18 protein-coding genes are annotated in these 18086 nt (G+C 70.3%); 9 read left to right on the forward strand and 9 right to left on the reverse strand.

Annotated elements, in window-relative coordinates:
- Nucleotides 1-50 precede the first annotated feature (50 nt).
- The gene (locus ACWGO0_RS32830; protein WP_453543427.1) at nt 51-539 is read right to left on the reverse strand and encodes a phosphatase domain-containing protein; all 489 of its coding nucleotides are present in this window, start codon (nt 537-539) and stop codon (nt 51-53) included.
- Nucleotides 540-597: 58 nt separating this feature from the next.
- Between ACWGO0_RS32830 and ACWGO0_RS32835 the strand changes: the two genes are divergently transcribed.
- Together ACWGO0_RS32835 and uvrA are read left to right on the forward strand one after the other, a co-directional pair.
- Nucleotides 598-1611 carry an MsnO8 family LLM class oxidoreductase gene (locus ACWGO0_RS32835; RefSeq protein ID WP_453543429.1) on the forward strand — a complete coding sequence of 338 codons (1014 nt, stop codon included), beginning with the start codon at nt 598-600 and terminating at the stop codon, nt 1609-1611.
- Nucleotides 1612-1664: 53 nt separating this feature from the next.
- Nucleotides 1665-4085: an excinuclease ABC subunit UvrA gene (gene uvrA, locus ACWGO0_RS32840; protein ID WP_453543431.1), complete on the forward strand. Its 2421-nt coding sequence runs from the start codon at nt 1665-1667 to the stop codon at nt 4083-4085.
- Between the two features lie 3 nt (nt 4086-4088).
- Here the strand turns inward: uvrA and ACWGO0_RS32845 are convergent, their stop codons facing one another.
- Genes ACWGO0_RS32845 through ACWGO0_RS32855 form a run of 3 tightly spaced genes read right to left on the reverse strand, consistent with a single transcriptional unit; the run spans nt 4089 to nt 7487 of the window.
- Nucleotides 4089-4832, reverse strand: coding sequence for a succinate dehydrogenase/fumarate reductase iron-sulfur subunit (locus ACWGO0_RS32845; RefSeq protein WP_453543433.1), 744 nt, complete (start codon nt 4830-4832; stop codon nt 4089-4091).
- The gene (locus ACWGO0_RS32850; protein WP_453543435.1) at nt 4829-6778 is read right to left on the reverse strand and encodes a fumarate reductase/succinate dehydrogenase flavoprotein subunit; all 1950 of its coding nucleotides are present in this window, start codon (nt 6776-6778) and stop codon (nt 4829-4831) included. The genes ACWGO0_RS32845 and ACWGO0_RS32850 overlap by 4 nt, the downstream gene beginning before the upstream one ends.
- 1 nt (nt 6779) lies before the next feature.
- A complete protein-coding gene (locus ACWGO0_RS32855) occupies nt 6780-7487 on the reverse strand; it encodes a succinate dehydrogenase (RefSeq protein WP_453543437.1) in 708 nt (235 codons plus the stop codon).
- A 96-nt stretch (nt 7488-7583) separates the two neighbouring features.
- Between ACWGO0_RS32855 and ACWGO0_RS32860 the strand changes: the two genes are divergently transcribed.
- Nucleotides 7584-8480, forward strand: a complete 897-nt coding sequence (locus ACWGO0_RS32860) for a LysR family transcriptional regulator (protein WP_453543439.1) — start codon at nt 7584-7586, stop codon at nt 8478-8480.
- 42 nt (nt 8481-8522) lie between these two features.
- Here the strand turns inward: ACWGO0_RS32860 and ACWGO0_RS32865 are convergent, their stop codons facing one another.
- From ACWGO0_RS32865 to ACWGO0_RS32875, 3 genes are all read right to left on the reverse strand, one after another.
- Nucleotides 8523-10700, reverse strand: coding sequence for a putative bifunctional diguanylate cyclase/phosphodiesterase (locus ACWGO0_RS32865; protein WP_453543441.1), 2178 nt, complete (start codon nt 10698-10700; stop codon nt 8523-8525).
- Nucleotides 10697-11515, reverse strand: coding sequence for an SAM-dependent methyltransferase (locus ACWGO0_RS32870; RefSeq protein ID WP_453543443.1), 819 nt, complete (start codon nt 11513-11515; stop codon nt 10697-10699). The genes ACWGO0_RS32865 and ACWGO0_RS32870 overlap by 4 nt, the downstream gene beginning before the upstream one ends.
- A 203-nt stretch (nt 11516-11718) precedes the next feature.
- Entirely contained in the window at nt 11719-12681 is a 963-nt protein-coding gene (locus ACWGO0_RS32875; RefSeq protein ID WP_453543445.1) for an SCO0930 family lipoprotein, read from the reverse strand.
- Between the two features lie 252 nt (nt 12682-12933).
- Between ACWGO0_RS32875 and ACWGO0_RS32880 the strand changes: the two genes are divergently transcribed.
- The 4 genes from ACWGO0_RS32880 (at nt 12934) to ACWGO0_RS32895 (ending at nt 14949) form a co-directional block, all read left to right on the forward strand.
- Nucleotides 12934-13221, forward strand: a complete 288-nt coding sequence (locus tag ACWGO0_RS32880; protein WP_453543447.1) for a hypothetical protein — start codon at nt 12934-12936, stop codon at nt 13219-13221.
- A 58-nt stretch (nt 13222-13279) separates the two neighbouring features.
- Nucleotides 13280-13414 (forward strand): hypothetical protein, encoded by a 135-nt coding sequence (locus tag ACWGO0_RS32885; RefSeq protein WP_453543449.1) that lies wholly within the window; start codon nt 13280-13282, stop codon nt 13412-13414.
- A gap of 24 nt (nt 13415-13438) precedes the next feature.
- A complete protein-coding gene (locus ACWGO0_RS32890) occupies nt 13439-14206 on the forward strand; it encodes a bestrophin-like domain (protein WP_453543450.1) in 768 nt (255 codons plus the stop codon).
- 194 nt (nt 14207-14400) lie between these two features.
- Complete coding sequence (locus ACWGO0_RS32895; protein ID WP_453543452.1) at nt 14401-14949, forward strand: hypothetical protein; 549 nt, start codon at nt 14401-14403, stop codon at nt 14947-14949.
- 95 nt (nt 14950-15044) lie between these two features.
- Here the strand turns inward: ACWGO0_RS32895 and ACWGO0_RS32900 are convergent, their stop codons facing one another.
- The gene (locus tag ACWGO0_RS32900) at nt 15045-15524 is read right to left on the reverse strand and encodes a hypothetical protein (protein WP_453543454.1); all 480 of its coding nucleotides are present in this window, start codon (nt 15522-15524) and stop codon (nt 15045-15047) included.
- 346 nt (nt 15525-15870) lie between these two features.
- Here ACWGO0_RS32900 and ACWGO0_RS32905 point away from each other — a divergent pair, with 346 nt between their 5' ends.
- Entirely contained in the window at nt 15871-16536 is a 666-nt protein-coding gene (locus tag ACWGO0_RS32905) for a class F sortase (RefSeq protein ID WP_453543456.1), read from the forward strand.
- 44 nt (nt 16537-16580) lie between these two features.
- Here ACWGO0_RS32905 and ACWGO0_RS32910 read toward each other — a convergent pair whose 3' ends face one another.
- The gene (locus ACWGO0_RS32910) at nt 16581-17423 is read right to left on the reverse strand and encodes a polysaccharide deacetylase family protein (protein ID WP_453543458.1); all 843 of its coding nucleotides are present in this window, start codon (nt 17421-17423) and stop codon (nt 16581-16583) included.
- A gap of 157 nt (nt 17424-17580) precedes the next feature.
- On the opposite strand from ACWGO0_RS32910, the gene ACWGO0_RS32915 reads away from it, so the two are divergent.
- On the forward strand, nt 17581-18042 hold the full coding sequence (locus tag ACWGO0_RS32915) for a universal stress protein (RefSeq protein ID WP_453543460.1): 462 nt from the start codon (nt 17581-17583) through the stop codon (nt 18040-18042).
- The last annotated feature ends 44 nt before the right edge of the window (nt 18043-18086 follow it).

An 18086-nucleotide genomic window follows, 5' to 3' on the forward strand; every position in this document is an offset into this window, starting at 1 on the left:
CACTCGACGAAGGCGCCTGAGACAAAGGCACCTGGGACGAAGGCTCCCGATCAGGTTCGGCCCTCGCGTTCCTGGGCGTCCTCGATCACCGGCGAGGGCACCGCCCAGCGGGCTCGTACCACCGTGAATCCGGCCGTCTCGGCCGCGTCGCAGACCAGCTCGTCGTCGTCGACGAGGACCCGGACGTCACGCTCCCGGCCCAGTCGCTCCAGGATCTCCAGCTTGGTGCGGCGGGCCGGGCGCCGGTCGCCGTTGCGGCGCATGTGTACGCGCCCCTCCGGCAGCCCCTGCCGTGCCAGCCAGGCCAGCGTGTCGCGGCGGCAGCGCTCCGGTCGGCCGGTCAGATACACGACTTCGCACTCCTGCGCACTGGCCAGCGCCAGCCGGATGCCCTCCTCCAACGGCGGATCGTGGACGGCGGCGGAGAAGAAACCCTGCCAGTCGCGCCGGGCGCCCTCCAGGAAATGCTGCCGGTGGGCAGTGTCCGCGAGCGTCCCGTCCAGATCGAATACGGCCAGCGGCCGAGCGTCGTCTCTCACGCCGGTCAGCGTAGGGCGTGTCCGGGAATCCTGACGGAGCGCGCACGTTGAAGGGTGTGTGAGCTCTGTGATCGCTAAGACCCGTTTCTCCGTCCTGGACCGCTCCCGTACGCGGGAGGGGCACGACGGCGCGCAGGCGCTGCGGGACACCGTACGGCTGGCCGGCACGGCCGAGGCGCTCGGCTATCACCGCTTCTGGGTCTCCGAGCACCACAGCGTGCCCGGCGTCGCCGGTTCGGCGCCGACGGTGCTGGCGGCGGCCGTCGCCGCCGCCACCTCCACCATCCGGGTGGGCACCGGTGGAGTGATGCTGCCCAATCACCAGCCTCTCGTCGTGGCGGAGCAGTTCGGGGTGCTCGCCTCCCTGTTCCCGGGGCGGATCGACATGGGCCTCGGCCGGTCGGTGGGCTTCACGGACGGCATCCGCAGGGCCCTGGGCCGTGACAAGGAGGACGCCGACGGCTTCGCCGCACAGCTCGGCGAGCTGCTCGGCTGGCTGGACGGCAGCCAGCGCGCCCACCCGCAGGTGCACGCCCATCCCGCCGAGGGGCTGCGCATACCGCCGTACGTCCTGGCCACGGGCGAGGGCGCGGCCATCGCCGCCGCGGCCGGTCTCCCCCTGGTCGTCGGCGATCTGCGCGGCCGGGAGAAGCTCGTACGCGCCGTCGAGCGCTACCGCGAGGACTTCCGGCCCTCCGCCTGGGCGCAGGACCCCTATGTCGTCGTGGCGGGCACGGTCGCCGTCGCCGGAACGGCGGAGGAGGCCCGGCGGCTGCTGGTCCCGGAGGCATGGGCCATGGCGTACTCACGGACGCACGGTTCCTTCCCGCCCCTCGCCCCCGCCGAGCGGATCGAGGCGCTGACGATGACCGCGAAGGAGCGGGATTTCTACGAGAGCGGACTGCGCGGCCACGTGGCGGGCACGGAGGACGAGGTCGCGGCGGAACTCGAACTGGTCGTCAAGGAGACCGGGGCGGACGAAGTGCTGGTCACCACCAGCTCGTACGACCGTGAGGGCCTGGTGGACTCGTTGCGACGGCTGGCCCGGCTCGCCGGCCTGGCCGGCACGTGACTCCGCCACCACACATGTTCACCCCGTTCGCCGACCGGTTCGGAGCGTCACCCATGCACACCCCCCACGATCCGTACGTCCGGGTGCGCGGCGCCCGTGAGCACAACCTTCAGGACGTATCCGTCGACATCCCGCGCGACACCCTCACCGTGTTCACTGGCGTATCGGGTTCCGGCAAGTCCTCGCTCGCCTTCGGGACGATCTACGCGGAGGCCCAGCGCCGCTACTTCGAGTCCGTCGCCCCGTACGCCCGCCGGCTGATCCATCAGGTCGGCGCTCCCGATGTCGGTGAGATCACCGGGCTGCCGCCCGCCGTCTCCCTGGAGCAGCGGCGCTCCGCGCCGGGATCGCGTTCGTCGGTCGGCACGGTCACGACCCTGTCGAACTCGCTGCGCATGCTGTTCTCCCGGGCCGGTGACTATCCGCCTGGCGCCGAACGGCTCGACTCGGACGCGTTCTCGCCGAACACGGCTGCCGGGGCGTGCCCCGAGTGCCACGGTCTCGGCCGGATCCACCGCACCACCGAGGAACTGCTCGTCCCGGATCCCTCCCTGTCGATCCGGGACGGTGCCATCGCCGCCTGGCCGGGCGCGTGGCAGGGCAAGAACCTGCGCGATGTGCTGGACGCGCTGGGCCACGACGTGGAGCGGCCGTGGCGGGAGCTGGAGTCGAAGGACCGGGAGTGGATCCTCTTCACGGACGAGCAGCCGGTGGTGACGGTCCATCCGGTACGGGACGCGAACCGCATCCAACGCCCGTACCAGGGCACGTACATGAGCGCGCGGCGCTATGTGATGCATACCTTCGCCGACTCCCGGAGCCGGACGCTGCGCGCGAAGGCCGAACGCTTCCTGACGAGTGCGCCCTGCCCGGTCTGCGGCGGCAGCCGGCTGCGGCCTGAGGCGATGGCCGTCACGTTCGCCGGGCACACGATCGCCGAACTGGCCGCGCTCCCGCTCGCCGCTCTCGCCGCGCTGCTGCACCGGGCGGCCGGGGGCGAGACCGCCCATGTGCTGACGGCCGATCTCCTGGCCCGGATCGGGACGGTCACGGAACTGGGTCTCGGCTATCTCAGTCTCGACCGTACGGCCCCGACGCTGTCGTCCGGCGAGTTGCAGCGCCTCCGGCTGGCCACGCAGCTGCGGTCGGGGCTCTTCGGTGTGGTCTACGTACTGGACGAGCCCTCCGCCGGGCTGCACCCGGCGGACACCGAGTCCCTGCTCACGGTCCTCGGGCGGCTGAAGGAGTCCGGCAACACGGTGTTCGTCGTGGAGCACCAGCTCGATGTGGTGCGGCAGGCGGACTGGCTGGTCGATGTGGGGCCGCTGGCGGGTGAGCACGGCGGCCGGGTGCTGCACAGCGGTCCCCCGGCCGGGCTCGCGGACGTGGCGGAGTCGGCGACACGCAGGTTCCTCTTCGACGAGGACCCGGTTCCGGCGCGGGAGCCCCGTACGCCCTCCGGGTGGCTGAAGCTGAACGAGGTCGACCGGCACAATGTGCGCGGCGTCGACGCCGCGTTCCCGCTCGGGGTGTTCACGGCGGTGACCGGAGTCTCGGGCTCGGGCAAGTCCACGCTGGTCGGTCAGGTCCTGGCCGGGGTGCTCGCCGACCGGCAGGCGTCGGCCACCGCGGACCTCCCCCGTATCCCGGAGACGGAGGGCTGCGCGTCGGCGGAGGGGCTGGAGGCGGTGGACCGCCTGGTCCAGGTCGACCAGAAGCCGATCGGGCGTACGCCGCGCTCCAATCTGGCGACGTACACCGGGCTCTTCGACGTCGTACGGAAGCTGTTCGCCGAGACCGATACGGCGCGGGAGAGGGGCTACAAGGCGGGCCGGTTCTCGTTCAACGTGACGGGCGGCCGGTGCGAGACCTGTCAGGGCGAGGGTTTCGTCTCGGTGGAACTGCTCTTCCTGCCCAGCACGTACGCTCCCTGCCCGGACTGTCACGGCGCTCGCTACAACCCGCAGACCCTTGAGGTCACGCTGCGCGGACTCACGATCGCGCAGGTGCTGGACCTCACCGTGGAGTCGGCGGCCACGTTCTTCGCCGGGACGCCGGCGGCCGGGCGCAGCCTGCGCACGCTGCTCGACGTGGGGCTCGGCTATCTGCGGCTCGGCCAGCCGGCGACGGAGCTGTCCGGGGGCGAGGCCCAGCGGATCAAGCTCGCCACCGAACTCCAGCGCACCCGTCGCGGGCACACGCTGTATCTCCTCGACGAGCCGACGACCGGTCTGCATCCCGCCGATGTCGAGGTACTGATGCGCCAGTTGCACGGCCTGGTCGACGCCCGGAACACGGTCGTGGTCGTGGAGCACGACATGGCCGTGGTCGCGGGCGCCGACTGGGTGGTCGACCTGGGGCCCGGCGGGGGCGACCAGGGCGGCCGGATCGTCGCGGAGGGTGCGCCGGCGGAGGTGGCGCGGGCGGGCGGGAGCCGTACGGCGCCGTTCCTGGCGCGGGCGATGGGTTCCTGACCTTCAGCGGACCTTGCGGGCGGCCCGGAGCCACTCCTTGTTCATCGCGGCGATCGACGGCAGCGGGATCCCCTTGGGGCAGGCGGTGGCGCACTCCCCCGTCAGCGTGCAGCCGCCGAAGCCCTCCTCGTCCATCGTGGCGACCATGTCGAGGACCCGGGTCTCACGCTCGGGTGCGCCCTGGGGCAGCACATTGAGGTGATTGATCTTCGCCGAGGTGAAGAGCATCGCCGAGCCGTTGGGGCAGGCCGCCACGCAGGCGCCGCAGCCGATGCATTCGGCGTGCTCGAACGCGAAGTCGGCGTCCGGCTTGGGCACGGGTGTGGCGTGCGCGTCGGGCGCGGTGCCGGTCGGGGCGGAGATGTAGCCGCCGGACTGGATGATGCGGTCGAAGGCCGAGCGGTCCACGACCAGGTCCTTGACGACCGGGAAGGCGGACGCGCGCCACGGCTCGACGTCGATGGTCTGACCGTCCTGGAAGGACCGCATGTGGAGCTGACAGGTGGTGGTGCGCTCCGGTCCGTGGGCGTCACCGTTGATGACGAGGCTGCAGGCGCCGCAGATGCCCTCGCGGCAGTCGTGGTCGAAGGCGACGGGCTCGTCCCCGTCGAGGATGAGGTCCTCGTTGAGGGTGTCGAGCATCTCCAGGAACGACATGTCCGGGGAGATGCCGTCGACTTCGTAGGTGGCCATGGCGCCGGGCGCTTCGGGGTCCGGCTGGCGCCAGACGCGCAGGGTGAGCTTCATGCGTAGCTCCGCTGAGTGGGGTGGACGTACTCGAAGACGAGGTCTTCCTTGTGCAGGACGGGGGCGTCGCCCGTGCCCGAGAACTCCCAGGCCGCGACGTAGGAGAACTCCTCGTCCCGGCGGGCGGCTTCGCCCTCGGGGGTCTGTGACTCCTCGCGGAAGTGGCCGCCGCAGGATTCGGCGCGGTGCAGGGCGTCGAGGCACATGAGCTCGGCGAGCTCCAGGTAGTCGACGATGCGGTTGGCCTTCTCCAGCGACTGGTTGAACTGTTCTCCGGTGCCGGGCACCTTGATGCGGCGCCAGAACTCCTCGCGGATCTGCGGGAGCCGGTCGAGGGCCTTGCGCAGCCCTTCCTCGGTGCGGGCCATGCCGCAGAACTCCCACATGAGTTCGCCGATCTCACGGTGGAAGGAGTCGGGGGTGCGGTCGCCGTCGACGGCGAGGAGCAGATTGATCCGGTCCTCGGTCTCCGCGACCGTCTCGGCGACGGCCGGGTGCGTGGCGTCGACCTCGTCGGTGTGCGGGTTGCGGGCGAGGTAGTCGTTGATCGTGGAGGGCAGGACGAAGTAGCCGTCGGCGAGGCCCTGCATCAGCGCGGATGCGCCGAGGCGGTTGGCGCCGTGGTCGGAGAAGTTCGCCTCACCGATCGCGAAGAGTCCGGGGACGGTGGTCTGCAGGTCGTAGTCGACCCAGAGTCCGCCCATCGTGTAGTGCACGGCCGGATAGATCCGCATGGGTGTCTCGTACGGGTTCTCCGCGGTGATCTGCGCGTACATGTCGAAGAGGTTGCCGTACTTCTCCTCGACCTTCGCCTTTCCCATCCGGGCGATGGCGTCGGCGAAGTCGAGGTAGACCCCTTGCCCGCCGGGGCCGACCCCGCGCCCCTCGTCGCAGACGTTCTTCGCGGCGCGGGAGGCGATGTCGCGGGGCACGAGGTTGCCGAAGGCGGGGTAGATGCGCTCCAGGTAGTAGTCGCGCTCGTCCTCGGGGATCTCGTTGGCCGGGCGCTCGTCGCGCTTGGCCTTCGGCACCCAGATACGGCCGTCGTTGCGCAGCGACTCGCTCATCAGCGTCAGCTTGGACTGGTGGTCGCCGGTGCGCGGGATGCAGGTGGGGTGGATCTGGGTGAAGCAGGGGTTGGCGAAGTAGGCGCCGCGGCGGTGGGCGCGCCAGATGGCGGTGGCGTTGGAGTTCATGGCGTTCGTCGACAGATAGAAGACGTTGCCGTAACCGCCGCTGGCCAGGACGACCGCGTCGGCGAAGTACGTGTCGATCTTTCCGGTGATCAGGTCGCGGGCGACGATGCCGCGGGCCTTTCCGTCGACGACGATCAGGTCGAGCATCTCGGTACGGGAGTGCAGTTCGACGTTGCCCGCGGCGATCTGCCGGGAGAGTGCCTGGTAGGCGCCGAGGAGGAGTTGCTGTCCTGTCTGGCCGCGGGCGTAGAAGGTACGGGAGACCTGGACGCCGCCGAAGGAGCGGTTGTCGAGCAGTCCGCCGTACTCGCGGGCGAAGGGCACTCCCTGGGCGACGCACTGGTCGATGATCTCGACGGAGATCTGTGCGAGCCGGTGGACGTTGGACTCGCGGGCGCGGAAGTCGCCGCCCTTGACGGTGTCGTAGAAGAGCCGGTGCACGGAGTCGCCGTCGTTGCGGTAGTTCTTGGCGGCGTTGATGCCGCCCTGGGCGGCGACGGAGTGGGCGCGGCGGGGTGAGTCCTGGAAGCAGAACTGGACGACGTGGTAGCCCTGTTCGGCGAGTGTGGCGCCCGCCGAGCCGCCGGCGAGGCCGGTGCCGACGACGATGACGGTGTGTTTGCGGCGGTTGGCCGGGTTGACCAGCTTCGCTTCGAAGCGTCGGGTGTCCCAGCGCTCGGCGACGGGGCCCGCGGGGGCCTTCTCGTCGACGAGGGGCTCGCCCGTCCCGTACTGCGTGTACTCGCTCATGTCAGCTCACCACTCCGGTCATGACAGCGACGGGCACGGCGACGAAGCCCGCCGTCAGCACCAGCGCGAGGGCGTTGGCCGTCGTCTTGAGGATGCGGTCGCGGGTCGCGTTGCCCACGCCGAGGGTCTGCGCGGCGCTCCAGAACCCGTGCCGGACGTGCAGGCCGAGGGCGAGCACCGCGGCGATGTAGATGACGTTGCCGTACCAGGTGGAGAAGGTGTCGACGACGTTCTGGTACGGGCGTCCGGACTGGAATCCGCCCGGGTGCGCCGTTCCCGTGGTCAGGTCGAGGATGTGCCAGACGATGAAGAGGGCGAGGATGATCCCGCCCCAGCGCATGGTGCGCGTGGCGTAGCTCGCGCGCGGCTTCTTGTGGACGTACTTGCTGGGGCGCGCCCTGATGTCGCGGCGGCTCAGCTGGTACGCGGACGTGGCGTGCAGCACGACGGCGGCGACCAGCACCACGCGGACGAGCCACAGCGCCCACTCGTAGTGGAGGAAGGGCTCGCCCATGGTGCGCAGCCAGTGGGCGTAGTGGTTGAACTCCCCGGCCCCGAAGAAGATCTTCAGGTTGCCGATCATGTGGACGACCAAGTAGAGGAGCATGATCAGGCCGCTCACAGCCATGATCGTCTTCTTGCCGACGGTGGAGTCCCAGAGCGTGCGCGTCATGGACGGCCGCCGGTCCGTCCGTGTTGCCAATGCCATGGACACGACGCTAGAGCCGAAGGGCCTCATCAGTCCAAGACATGGAGTGCCTCATATCCATAGCCTGAACCTATCGTGGGAGGCTATCGTCGGCTCATGCAGTTCCAGCAGCTCGCCTACTTCGTCGCCGTGGCCGAGACCCGGCACTTCACCCGCGCCGCCGAGGAGGTGCACGTCTCCCAGCCCTCGCTCTCCCAGCAGATCAAGGCGCTGGAGAGCGAGCTGGGCGCCGAGCTGTTCAGCCGGGCCCGGGGCAACATCGCGCTGACGGACGCTGGCGAGGCGCTGCTGCCGCTGGCCCGGCGGATTCTCGCCGACGCCGATACCGCGCGGTACGAGGTCCAGGAGCTGGTCCAGCTGCGCCGGGGGCGCATCAGGCTCGGCGCCACGCCCAGCCTCTGCACCGGCCTGTTGCCCGATGTGCTGCGGGCCTTCCATGATCTGCACCCCGGGATTCAGCTGCTCCTGGAGGAGGGCGGCTCGCACGACCTCGTACGACAGCTGGCCCGCGGAGCGCTGGATCTCGCGCTCGTCGTGCTCCCCCTGCCTGCCGCGTCGCCCGCGCTGACCACGGTGGAGCTGCTGCACGAGGACCTGGTGGTGGTGTCGTCGGCCTCGGAGCCCGCACCCGGGCGCGGGGGCCGGGTCCGGATCGCCGATCTCCAGGGCGCGCCGCTGGTGATGTTCCGGCACGGCTACGACCTGCGGGAGCTGACGGTGGCCGCGTGCCGGGCCGAGGGTTTCGAGCCGTCGTTCACGGTGGAGGGCGGCGAGATGGACGCGGTGCTCGGCTTCGTACGGGCAGGGCTCGGCGTGGCGGTGGTGCCGAGCATGGTCGCGAACCGGGCCGGGCACGACCTGCGGACCACACCGCTCGCGTCACCGGGACTGCGGCGGACGATCGCGCTGGCCCACCGCAGCGACGTCGCACCGCCGCGGGCCGCGCGGGAGTTGCAGCGGGTGCTGCTGGCCCACGGCCCGGAGCGGGGCTAGCGGGGGGCAGGACGGGGGTTCGCCCCCCGTCCTGCCGCCCCCTCACACCGCGTCGGCCAGGAGCAGCGTGTGGATCCGGTCCGGTGCGCCCGGGCGGGCGTAGTACCAGCCCTGGGCCGTGTCGCAGCCGAGCTGCCTCAGCTGCTCCGCCTGCGCGCCGGTCTCCACGCCCTCGACCGTCACAGCCAGATCCAGGCTGTGGGCGAGCGAGACGATCCCCTCGACGATCTTCAGGTCGACCGGGTCGGCCGGGTGCTGCTGCATGCCCTGCGTGAACGAACGGTCCAGCTTCAGCACGCTCACCGGCAGCCGCCGGAGATTCGCCAGGTTCGAGTAGCCCGTGCCGAAGTCGTCGAGCGCTATGTCGACACCCATCTCCGCCAGTTGCCGCAGCGGCTTGAGCAGATCGTCGTCGGCGCCGATCAGCGCGGACTCGGTGACCTCCAGGCAGAGCGCCCCCGGCTCCAGACCGGAACGCTCCAGTACGTCCACCGTCTCGGCGACCAGACGCGGATGGTGCAACTGGGTCGGCGAGAGGTTGACGTTGATCCGCAGCGGGCCGCCGTCACTGTGCCGCTCCTGCCAGAAGTTGGCCTGGCGCACGGACTCCTCCAGCACCCACCGCCCCAACGGCACGATGAGACCGGTGTGTTCGGCGAGCGGAATGAACCGGTCGGGGCCGAGCACACCGTGCTGCGGATGGCACCACCGCACCAGCGCCTCCGCACCGTGCACGCTGCCGTCACCGAGGTGCACCAGCGGCTGGTACTCGATGAAGAACTCGCCCCGGTCCAGCGCGGCGGGAAGCGCCGTGGTCAGCCCGTGCCGGGTGATCGCGCGGGCATCGGCCTCCGCGTCCGCGAGCTCGAAGCGGTTGCCGCCCGCCGACTTGGCCCGGTACATCGTGATGTCGGCGCTGCGCAGCACCTCGGCAGCGGTACGTTCGCCCGCGGCCGGTCCTTCGACCACGCCGATGGACCCCCGTACCGTCAGTTCGCGGCCGTCGAGCCGGATCGGTGTGGCGAGCACCCCGAGTATCCGGCAGGCCAGCTCGTCGACCTCGTCCTCGGTGCGGGGCCCGGTCGTGAGGGCCACGAACTCGTCGCCGCCGAGCCGCGCCACCATCTCCCCCGGTGCGGTCGCACAGCTCTGCAGCCGGTCCGCGACCTCGACGAGCAGCCGGTCCCCCGCCGCGTGGCCCAGGCTGTCGTTGATCGCCTTGAAGCCGTCGAGGTCGAGGTAGCAGAGCCCGAAGCGGGTTCCGCCCTTCGCCGCGAGTGCCTTCTCAAGACGCTCGAAGAACAGGGTCCTGTTGGGCAGCCCGGTGAGCGCGTCGTGGGTCGCCTCGTAGCGCAGCCGCAGGTTGAGCAGCCGGCGCTCGGTGGTGTCCTCCATGAGCGCGAGCTGGTATTCGGGCCGGCCCTCGGAGTCGCGCAGCAGCGATACCGTGAGGTTGGTCCACAGGACGGTGCCGTCGTTGCGGTAGTAGGGCTTCTCGACGCGGTAGTGATCGCGTTCGCCGCGTACCAGCTCGTTGTAGTACTTCCACACCTGCGGTGAGTCCTCGGGATGGACCCACTCGTTCACCTTGTGGCTGCGGACGTGGTGTTCGAGGCCGCCGAACATCCGGGTGAGGGTGTCGTTGACCTCCAGGATGTTGCCTTCCAGGTCCGCGATGCCGATGCCGATCGCCGCGTCCTTGAACACGGCGCGGAACCGGGCCTCGGTGGCGTGCAGGACGTGTTCGGCGTGCGAGCGGGCGACGAGCGCGGAGCGGGCGATGGCCTCCTGCTCGGCGAGGGTCCGCTCACGCAGCGCCAGCGTGAATCCGCCGGCGAGCGCGTGCTGCATCCGAGCGCAGCGGGCCCTGCTGTCCTCGGTCGAGAGTTCCAGCGTTCCGTTGCTCCCGCAGTAGAGCACCAGGTACGAGTCGATGACACCGAGCGTCGAACTGAGCGCCTCCGGGTCCGTGCAGTGCGCGGCGACGAGCGCGGCCCCGACCCCGTGCGCGGGCGCCGGGTCGAAGGGCCGTGCGTGCAGGATCCCGCTCAGCTCACGCGCCAGGGGCAGCAGATGCTGTTCGAACTCCTGGCGCGTCATGGAGGTGGCCGTGGACGGAAAGGTCGCCCGGCTCCAGATCGTGGCGAATCTCCGGAGCCGGCCCTCGGGACCGTCCGGTTCCGCGTCCGGGGCACCGGACGCCTGGGTGGGAATGCTCACGCCTTGCGTCCTACCCCTGCGAAGCCGGAGAAGGCGAATGGATCTTCCTGACCCTCCACCAGGGGGGTGTCCGGACGCCAGTCCGGCATCGAGACGAGGCCGGGGTCGACCATCTCGTACCCCTCGAAGAACCGGCTCACCTCGGCGCGCGACCGCATGACGAGCGGATTGCGGATGCTGCGGTAGACACCGACGGTGCCGCCCGCCTCCTCCTTGCTGAGCGGTATCCCCTCGTACGAGGCGTGGGTGATGACGATCAGGCTGCCGGGGGCGAGTGCGGCGGTCAGTTCGGCGACGGCGGCGTACGGATCGTCGGCGTCCTCGATGAAGTGCAGGACCGCGACAAGGAGCAGCGCCACCGGCCGGTCGAAGTCGATGAGTCCGGAGACCTCGGGGCTCTTCAGGATCTCCTGGGGGCCGCGCAGATCGGCGGCGGCGATCACGGTGTTCTCGACGCCCTCCAGTACCGCCTGGCTGTGCGCGACGGCGACCGGGTCGTGATCGACGTACGCCACTTTGGCTGCGGAGTCGGCGGCCTGGGCGACTTCATGAACATTTCCGAAGGTCGGAATGCCGGAACCGATGTCCAGAAACTGGCTGATGCCCTCAGTTGTGGCGTAGTGCACCGCCCGGCGCATAAAGGCGCGGTTCGCCTGCATGATCTTGGGAAGGCCAGGCATGAACTCCATGGCCTTACGGGCAGCTTCCCGGTCCACCTCGAAATTATGCGATCCGCCCAGATAGAAGTCATACATGCGGGACACGCTCGGCACCGAAATGTCAATGCCTTGCGGTGCCCAGGCGGGACGCTCCATCGATGTCTCCAACAAGTCGCCACGGCGATCCGGCCATGTTCATGGTCAGTGTTGACCAGAGGCTACTGATCGACCGCCAGGAGAGCGAGCGGAAACGGAAATTCGCGGTCCGTTATTGGTCACACTCCAGGGGCATGTGCGGCGGTCCGTCGCTGCGAGTGCACATTCAGCGACGGACCGGTACGCACGGCACTCGGATCGGGTTACTTGGGCGCTCCGACCAGTTTCGAGTCGGGCGACACCGCGTACCATGTCCCGCCGACACCCTGCCCGTTGGTGTCTCCCGGGTTGGCATCGCCGGAGAAGGTGTAAATCGGCCAGCAGTCGAGAGTCTGTTGCTTGATTCCGTCGGGCCGGTCGAAGGTGACAAAGCCCTTCGTGGTGACGCCATCCACATCATTCTTCGCCACAGGATCGACGACGGGCCACTTCTTGAGACAGTCGCCCGTGCAGGCCGACTTCATCGGCCAGGCGGAGTCCTTCTTGAACCGGTAGACCGTCATACCGCGCTTGTCGACGACGATGTCCCCGAGTTTCGGATCCTTGCGGACGGAAAGCCCCGCGAGGTCGGCCGGTTCCGCTTCAGCGGCCCCGTCTGCGTTCACCGCGGCCTTCTTCCCGTCGGGCGCCGCGGCGAACCATGTTCCGCCGACACCCTGTCCGTTGGCATCGCCCGGCCCGGTGTCCTTGGCGTACCGGTACATCGGCCAGCCCGCGACGGTGAGTTGCTTGGTGCCGTCGGTGCGTACGACCTCTCCGAGCAGGGCGGCGTCCGTGCCGGGCGCGGCCACGGCATTGCCCGCGGGCACGACCGGCCAGGTCTTCGCGCACTCGCCCGCGCAATTCGACGCGGGCGGACTCGCGGTGTCCTTGTCGAAGCGGTAAAGAGTGAAACCCGCGCTGTCGGTCAGCACCTTGCCCAGATTCTTGCTGTCCCACACGGCGAGCTGGCCGGCTTCCTTGGGGGCGGCGGCGTCCGTTCCGGCATCCGAGCCGTAGCCGCCGTCCGAGCCGTAACCGCTGTCGGCCGGCTGTTCCGCGGGGACGGCATTGCCCACGGCCTGGCCGTTCGGCGAAGCGGTTCCCTTCTCCTGACCGCACGCCGTCGTCAGCGCCAGCAGGGCCGTCGCCGTCACCGCGAGCGAGGCGTTGCGCCAGGTATTCATGTCGACTCCCGTTGTCCTTCTGCCGGTTACGACGCGAGGCCGCGCCGTTCATGGCCCTAGGTACGGGTGGCCGGTCCCTCCGTGTTCAAAGCGCGCCGAGAAAGTTTCGGCGCGCGCAAACGTGAACCGCACAAGGTCCCCACCATCTGGGGAATCCTCGCCGCGGCGGGCGTGTCCGGGCACGGCCCGGTCCATGCTCCCGGTCGTGTACGGATCACGCATCGGGCGGCTCTCGGCAGCCGCCGCACTCGTATGGCTGTGCGCCGTGCCCGCGCCGGCGACCGGCGACAGTTGCGCCGTTGCCTCCATCGGTCAGGGCGACGGCAGTTCGTCGGTCGCCGTGGCGGGCGGGGGGAACTGCAAGGCGGTCTCGGAACCGGCCCCGCCACCGCCGCCTCCACCACCTCCGGAGCCTCCGCCGCCACCGCCCCCTCCCCCGGAGCCACCGCCACCGCCTCCCCCTCCGCCACCGCCGGAGCCACCACCCCCACCGCCGCCTCCACCCCCGCCACCGCCGCCCCCACCCCCCGCACCACCTGAACCGGAACCCGCGCCGCCGCCCCCGTCCGCACGTCCCAAGCTCCCTCCGCCGGAGCCCGTGGCGCTCCCCACGTACCGCAAGCCCACCCGCAAAGCACCGAGGAGCGGCCCGTCCCTGGTCTCTCTCACCCTGCTGATCACCGCACCCGCGGTATTCGCCGTGGCCGTCCTGCGGCCGCGTTCGTCCCGCTGATCCACGGAGATACCGGAGATATCCATGTCGGAATGGCTTGTTCTGACCATCGCCATGGCCTCGGCCTGCGCGGTTGTCCTCACCATCGCCGTCCTCAACAACCGCCGCATCGGCGAGGACGACGACCCGTCGGAGACTCCTGACGTCATCGAGTACATGACGATGATGATCGGCGTGGTGTACGCGATCGTGCTCGGCCTCGCCATCGCGGGCGTCTGGGAGGCGCGAAGCGCGGCCCAGGAGTCCGTACGCCTGGAAGCCCAGGCCCTGCACGAGGTGAGCGCACGGGCCTCCGTCTATCCGGTCGAGGTCCGCGACCGCATCCGTGCCGATGTCGATGCGTACGTCAGCTATGTGATCGACGACGAGTGGAAGGCCATGACCGAGACGGGGAGCATCACCGAGGAGGGATCCCGGCTGCTGGACCGCGTACGGGCGGATGTCACCGAGTACCAGCCGAAGACCGACCATGAGGGGCAGGCGTATCAGCCACTGGTGGACCAGGTCGCCGCGGCCGATGACGCACGGGGCTCCCGGGGGCAGAGCGCGGGCGCGACGATGCCGGGGGTGGTGTGGTTCGGCCTGATCACCGGGGCGATGGTGACGGTGGGGCTGATCTTCACGCTGCAGATCCGCAGAACGTTCCGTGAGCTGCTGCTGGCGGGCCTCTTCAGCGTGCTGATCGCCTTCCTGCTCTTCCTGATCTGGGACTTCGACTCACCCTTCGGACGGGGCATCTCGGCGACGACCGCGCCGTTCGTCGATCTGTTCCCGCACGCCTCCGGCGGCTAGTCGGATCCAGCGCGCCCGGTCCCCCGGCCGGCACTTCAGCGGTGCGCCGGCCGGGGGACAAAGCTGCCCCATTCGCCGGACCCCGATCGCGGGTGATATGGGTCACTTCTAGCGTGTCGGGCATCGAGGTGCATTTCTGCTGCTCTGTGGAAAACCGTTCCGCAACTGCTCCTCGGGGACCCGGAGGATTCACCATGCGCGCGATACGTGTCGCACCCGCCGCCCTGCTCGGCTCCGTCGCTCTCGCACTGACGGCGCCGGTCACGGCCGCATACGCCGCTACGAACGCCACGACCATTGCCTTCACCCCCTCGGTCACCCCGTCCACGGTCGCACCCGGCGGCCAGGTCACCCTGGGCGCCATGGGGTGCGACGTGGCGGCCACGGCCTCGTCGGGCGTGTTCGACACGACGACGATCCCCAGTGGGCAGTCGGCCACCGCCACGGTCGACTGGGACGCCAAGCGTGGGGCCGTCTACGAAGTGACGTTCAACTGCGGCGGCACCGTACGAATGGTCAACCTGACCATCACCGGCGGCGCGACGAGCACACCCACCAGCTCACCCACCACCGCTCCTACCGCCAGTTCCACTGCCCTCCCGCCACCCAGTGGCGTGCGGGGCGGGATGGGCGGCAGCGTCGACGGCATCAACGCCGGCGAGATCGCTGCGGGTACCGCCCTGGTGCTGGCAGCCGCGGGCGGCACCGTGTATGTCGTGCGCAGGCGGCGCGGCAGCCACTGACCGGCATGTACCGCCGGACGCACGACAGTCGCCCCGGGTCCTGATCCAGGACTCGGGGCGACGGGCGTATCGGGCCGGGCGGGAGGTTCGACGCCTTAGAACGCCGCATTGCTCGTCCGGCGACGACGGACGATGAAGACGGCGCCGCCGATCGCCGACGCGGCCACCAGTCCACCACCGATCTGCATCTCAATGGAGTCGGGGCCCATGGAGCCGCCGAGGCCGCCCCCGGCGCCCTGTCCGGCGAGCACGGTGAACTTGGCCGTGGCGATCTTGGAGTTGTCGTTGCACTTCACCGACAGGTTGTAGTGCCCCGGGGTGGTGTTGTGCCGGATGTGGACCGTCGCGAATCCGGTGGAACCCGCGGACAGGTTCGTCGTCGGGAAGGCGTTCGACCACACCTTGCCGCCGTGACCACAGCCCACCGCGCTGACCTGCATCGTGGCGCCCTGGTGCACCGAGGACGGGTTGACCTTGACATCGCTCGGACCGTTGGTCGCGGCGGCCATGGGGGCGGCGAGGCCGACAGCCGCGAATGCGGTCGCGGTCACCGCGAGAGCGCGTGAAGCACGCATTGTTGAACCTCCAGCGGGAAGCGCCCCGGAGTCATGTCCTCCGGGATGGATCGACGGATACGCGTCCCATGACGAACACTCACCAGATCTTCCGGTTGTCGCACTTCGGCACTGCTCCACACCGGTGAGCCGACACGCCGGGCGGAGACCTCCGGATCTGACGGAGTCGCAGGTCACAGAGCGTCAGAAGTTTTATCCGCTCATTACTCCGAAGAGCCCGATCCACCCCGCGCGGGGTGAACGCCCCCGGCGGCCCCGGGGCGGGCCGCCACCCGTTCGCCCTTCTCTGATCGCGACCGCGCCGCCCCGCACTTAGCGTTCCAATCGTCGCGACGAAGGGAGAACCATGGGCCGGGACCGGGACCACTGGGACGTCAAGCGGACCAGACGCGCGCCGTGGGGTGCATTCGCCCTGGTGCTGCTCACCGGCCTCGCCCTCATGCGGAACGGCACCGATATCGCCCCGGGTCCACCTCAGCCGGCGGCTGCCGCCTCACTGAAGGAGCGTCAGGACCCCGCGGCGGTTCCACTGGCCGGCGAACCGGTCCAGCCGCTGCCCTACGCGCCCGCCGCCCGCGTGAAGATCAACTCGATCCGGGTGGACGCACCGATGATCGATGTGAACCTGGACCCGGACGGCCTGATCGCGGCGCCTCCCCCGGAGGACCCCAATCTCGCGGGCTGGTACCAGAACGGCATCTCGCCGGGCCAGCGCGGCACCGCCGTGGTCGTCGGCCACGTCGACAACATGTCGGGGCCCGCCGTCTTCTACGGTCTGGGCGCCGTCGAGAAGGGGCAGCGCGTCGAGGTGGCCCGCTACGACGGCCGCATCGCGGTGTTCGAGGTGTACGGGGTCGACGTGTTCGCCAAGGACGACTTCCCCGGAGCCCAGGTGTACGGAGACACGGGCCATGCGGAGCTCCGGGTCATCACCTGTGGCGGCGGCTACTCCAGGTCCGGCGGGTACGACGGGAACGTGGTCGTCTTCGCCCGGATGGTCGCGACGCGCTGACCGTACGCCCGCCGCAACCGCCGCCGCGCCTCACCCACCGCGCCTCACCCGCGGTGCGGAACCGTGATGCGATACCCGTCGGCCAGCAGTTCGGGCAGATACCGGCGCAGCGCGGCGACACTCTGCGAACGGTCGCCGCCCGCGTCGTGGGACAGCACCACGACGCCCGGCGCCGCACCCTCCAGCACCCGGCGGACGATGGTGCCGGTGCCCGGTGTGGTCCAGTCGAGGGTGTCGACGGTCCAGGCCAGGGGCTCCATGCCCAGGGCGGCACCGATCTCGAACGAGTTGCGGTTCCACGCCCCGTACGGCGCCCGGTACCAGATCGGCGCCTCGCCGAGCGTCTCCTCGATGATGTCACTGGTACGGCCCAGCTCGTCGCGGATGCCCGCCCGGGACAGCCCGGGGATCAGCGGATGGGACCAGGAGTGGTTGGCGACGACATGCCCGTCGGCCGCCATCTCGCGCAGCAGGTCCTGGTTGTCGACGGCCATCTCTCCGCAGACGAAGAACATCGCCCGGACCCGGTGCTCGCGCAGGGTGGCCAGGATGCCCGGTGTGTACCGGGGGTCGGGTCCGTCGTCGAAGCTCAGCACCATGGAACGCCCGAGGTCCGGCAGCTCCTCCAGCGGCCTGGTCCGCACGGGCGGCGCCGCGCGCCGGAACCGGGGCGCGGTATGGGCGGTCATGGGCTGGAGACGGTACGCGGAGGGCCTCGCCCTCGTGTGCGCGGGCGGGCCGGCGGCTCCCGCGGGCGGCGCACCACCGGGGCGGACGGGCGTGGCGGCGGGGTCGGCGGCGATCAGGTGGACGGCGGTGGCGGCTCCGAGGCCGAGGGCCAGCCGCAGCAGGGTGCGTCGTTCCGGGGGCTGCTGATCGGATTTCATGGCCAACTGCTCGCACGGCGGTCGGGTCACGCGTACCCCCGACACCGTGAGCGAGGCGTTTTGCACCCGATGGGAGGAGCGGATCCCCGCTGACCGGCGGCCCCCGGGGCAGGCCTGTCCCGGGCTCCCCGCGAGGGGAGCGGATAGCCTCGACCGTGTGACAGAGCAGCAACGCCATCAGTTCGAACGTGGCACCGACGGCCCCAAAGTGATCGTCGCGGGTATCGACGGGTCCGACTCCTCGATGCGCGCCGCCGCGTACGCCGCCGGACTGGCACGACGGCAGAACGCCATGCTCGCCCTCGTGTACGTCCAGCCGGTGATGCCGGCCGGCGCGGCGCTCGGGGCGCCGGTCGCCGACGTCACCGGTGAGGTCGCGGAGGGCCTGGTGAACGAGATCCGCGAGTCGACGGAGCGGCTCAAGGACATATGGAACGTGCGGTGGGAGTTCCACACCTTCCGCGGCGATCCGTACAACGGTCTTGTCAGCGCGGCCGACGAGCTGAAGGCCGACGCCGTCGTGGTCGGCGCGTCCGAGTCGGCCGGGCACCGGTTCGTCGGTTCGGTGGCCGTCCGGCTGGTGAAGGCCGGCCGCTGGCCCGTCACCGTCGTCCCGTAGCGATGCCCCGAGCCGGGGCGGGGCCCCCCGGGCCCCCCCCCCCC

The sequence above is a fragment of the Streptomyces sp. NPDC055749 genome, assembly GCF_053617235.1.

What these genes read in the sequence shown, in the direction of transcription:
- uvrA (WP_453543431.1), top strand. Translation starts at nt 1,665, where the DNA reads ATGCACACCCCCCACGATCCGTACGTCCGGGTGCGCGGCGCCCGTGAG.
- ACWGO0_RS32845 (WP_453543433.1), bottom strand. Translation starts at nt 4,832, where the DNA reads ATGAAGCTCACCCTGCGCGTCTGGCGCCAGCCGGACCCCGAAGCGCCC.
- ACWGO0_RS32850 (WP_453543435.1), bottom strand. Translation starts at nt 6,778, where the DNA reads ATGAGCGAGTACACGCAGTACGGGACGGGCGAGCCCCTCGTCGACGAG.
- ACWGO0_RS32855 (WP_453543437.1), bottom strand. Translation starts at nt 7,487, where the DNA reads ATGGCATTGGCAACACGGACGGACCGGCGGCCGTCCATGACGCGCACG.
- ACWGO0_RS32860 (WP_453543439.1), top strand. Translation starts at nt 7,584, where the DNA reads ATGCAGTTCCAGCAGCTCGCCTACTTCGTCGCCGTGGCCGAGACCCGG.
- ACWGO0_RS32870 (WP_453543443.1), bottom strand. Translation starts at nt 11,515, where the DNA reads ATGGAGCGTCCCGCCTGGGCACCGCAAGGCATTGACATTTCGGTGCCG.
- ACWGO0_RS32875 (WP_453543445.1), bottom strand. Translation starts at nt 12,681, where the DNA reads ATGAATACCTGGCGCAACGCCTCGCTCGCGGTGACGGCGACGGCCCTG.
- ACWGO0_RS32880 (WP_453543447.1), top strand. Translation starts at nt 12,934, where the DNA reads ATGGCTGTGCGCCGTGCCCGCGCCGGCGACCGGCGACAGTTGCGCCGT.
- ACWGO0_RS32890 (WP_453543450.1), top strand. Translation starts at nt 13,439, where the DNA reads ATGTCGGAATGGCTTGTTCTGACCATCGCCATGGCCTCGGCCTGCGCG.
- ACWGO0_RS32895 (WP_453543452.1), top strand. Translation starts at nt 14,401, where the DNA reads ATGCGCGCGATACGTGTCGCACCCGCCGCCCTGCTCGGCTCCGTCGCT.
- ACWGO0_RS32900 (WP_453543454.1), bottom strand. Translation starts at nt 15,524, where the DNA reads ATGCGTGCTTCACGCGCTCTCGCGGTGACCGCGACCGCATTCGCGGCT.
- ACWGO0_RS32905 (WP_453543456.1), top strand. Translation starts at nt 15,871, where the DNA reads ATGGGCCGGGACCGGGACCACTGGGACGTCAAGCGGACCAGACGCGCG.
- ACWGO0_RS32910 (WP_453543458.1), bottom strand. Translation starts at nt 17,423, where the DNA reads ATGAAATCCGATCAGCAGCCCCCGGAACGACGCACCCTGCTGCGGCTG.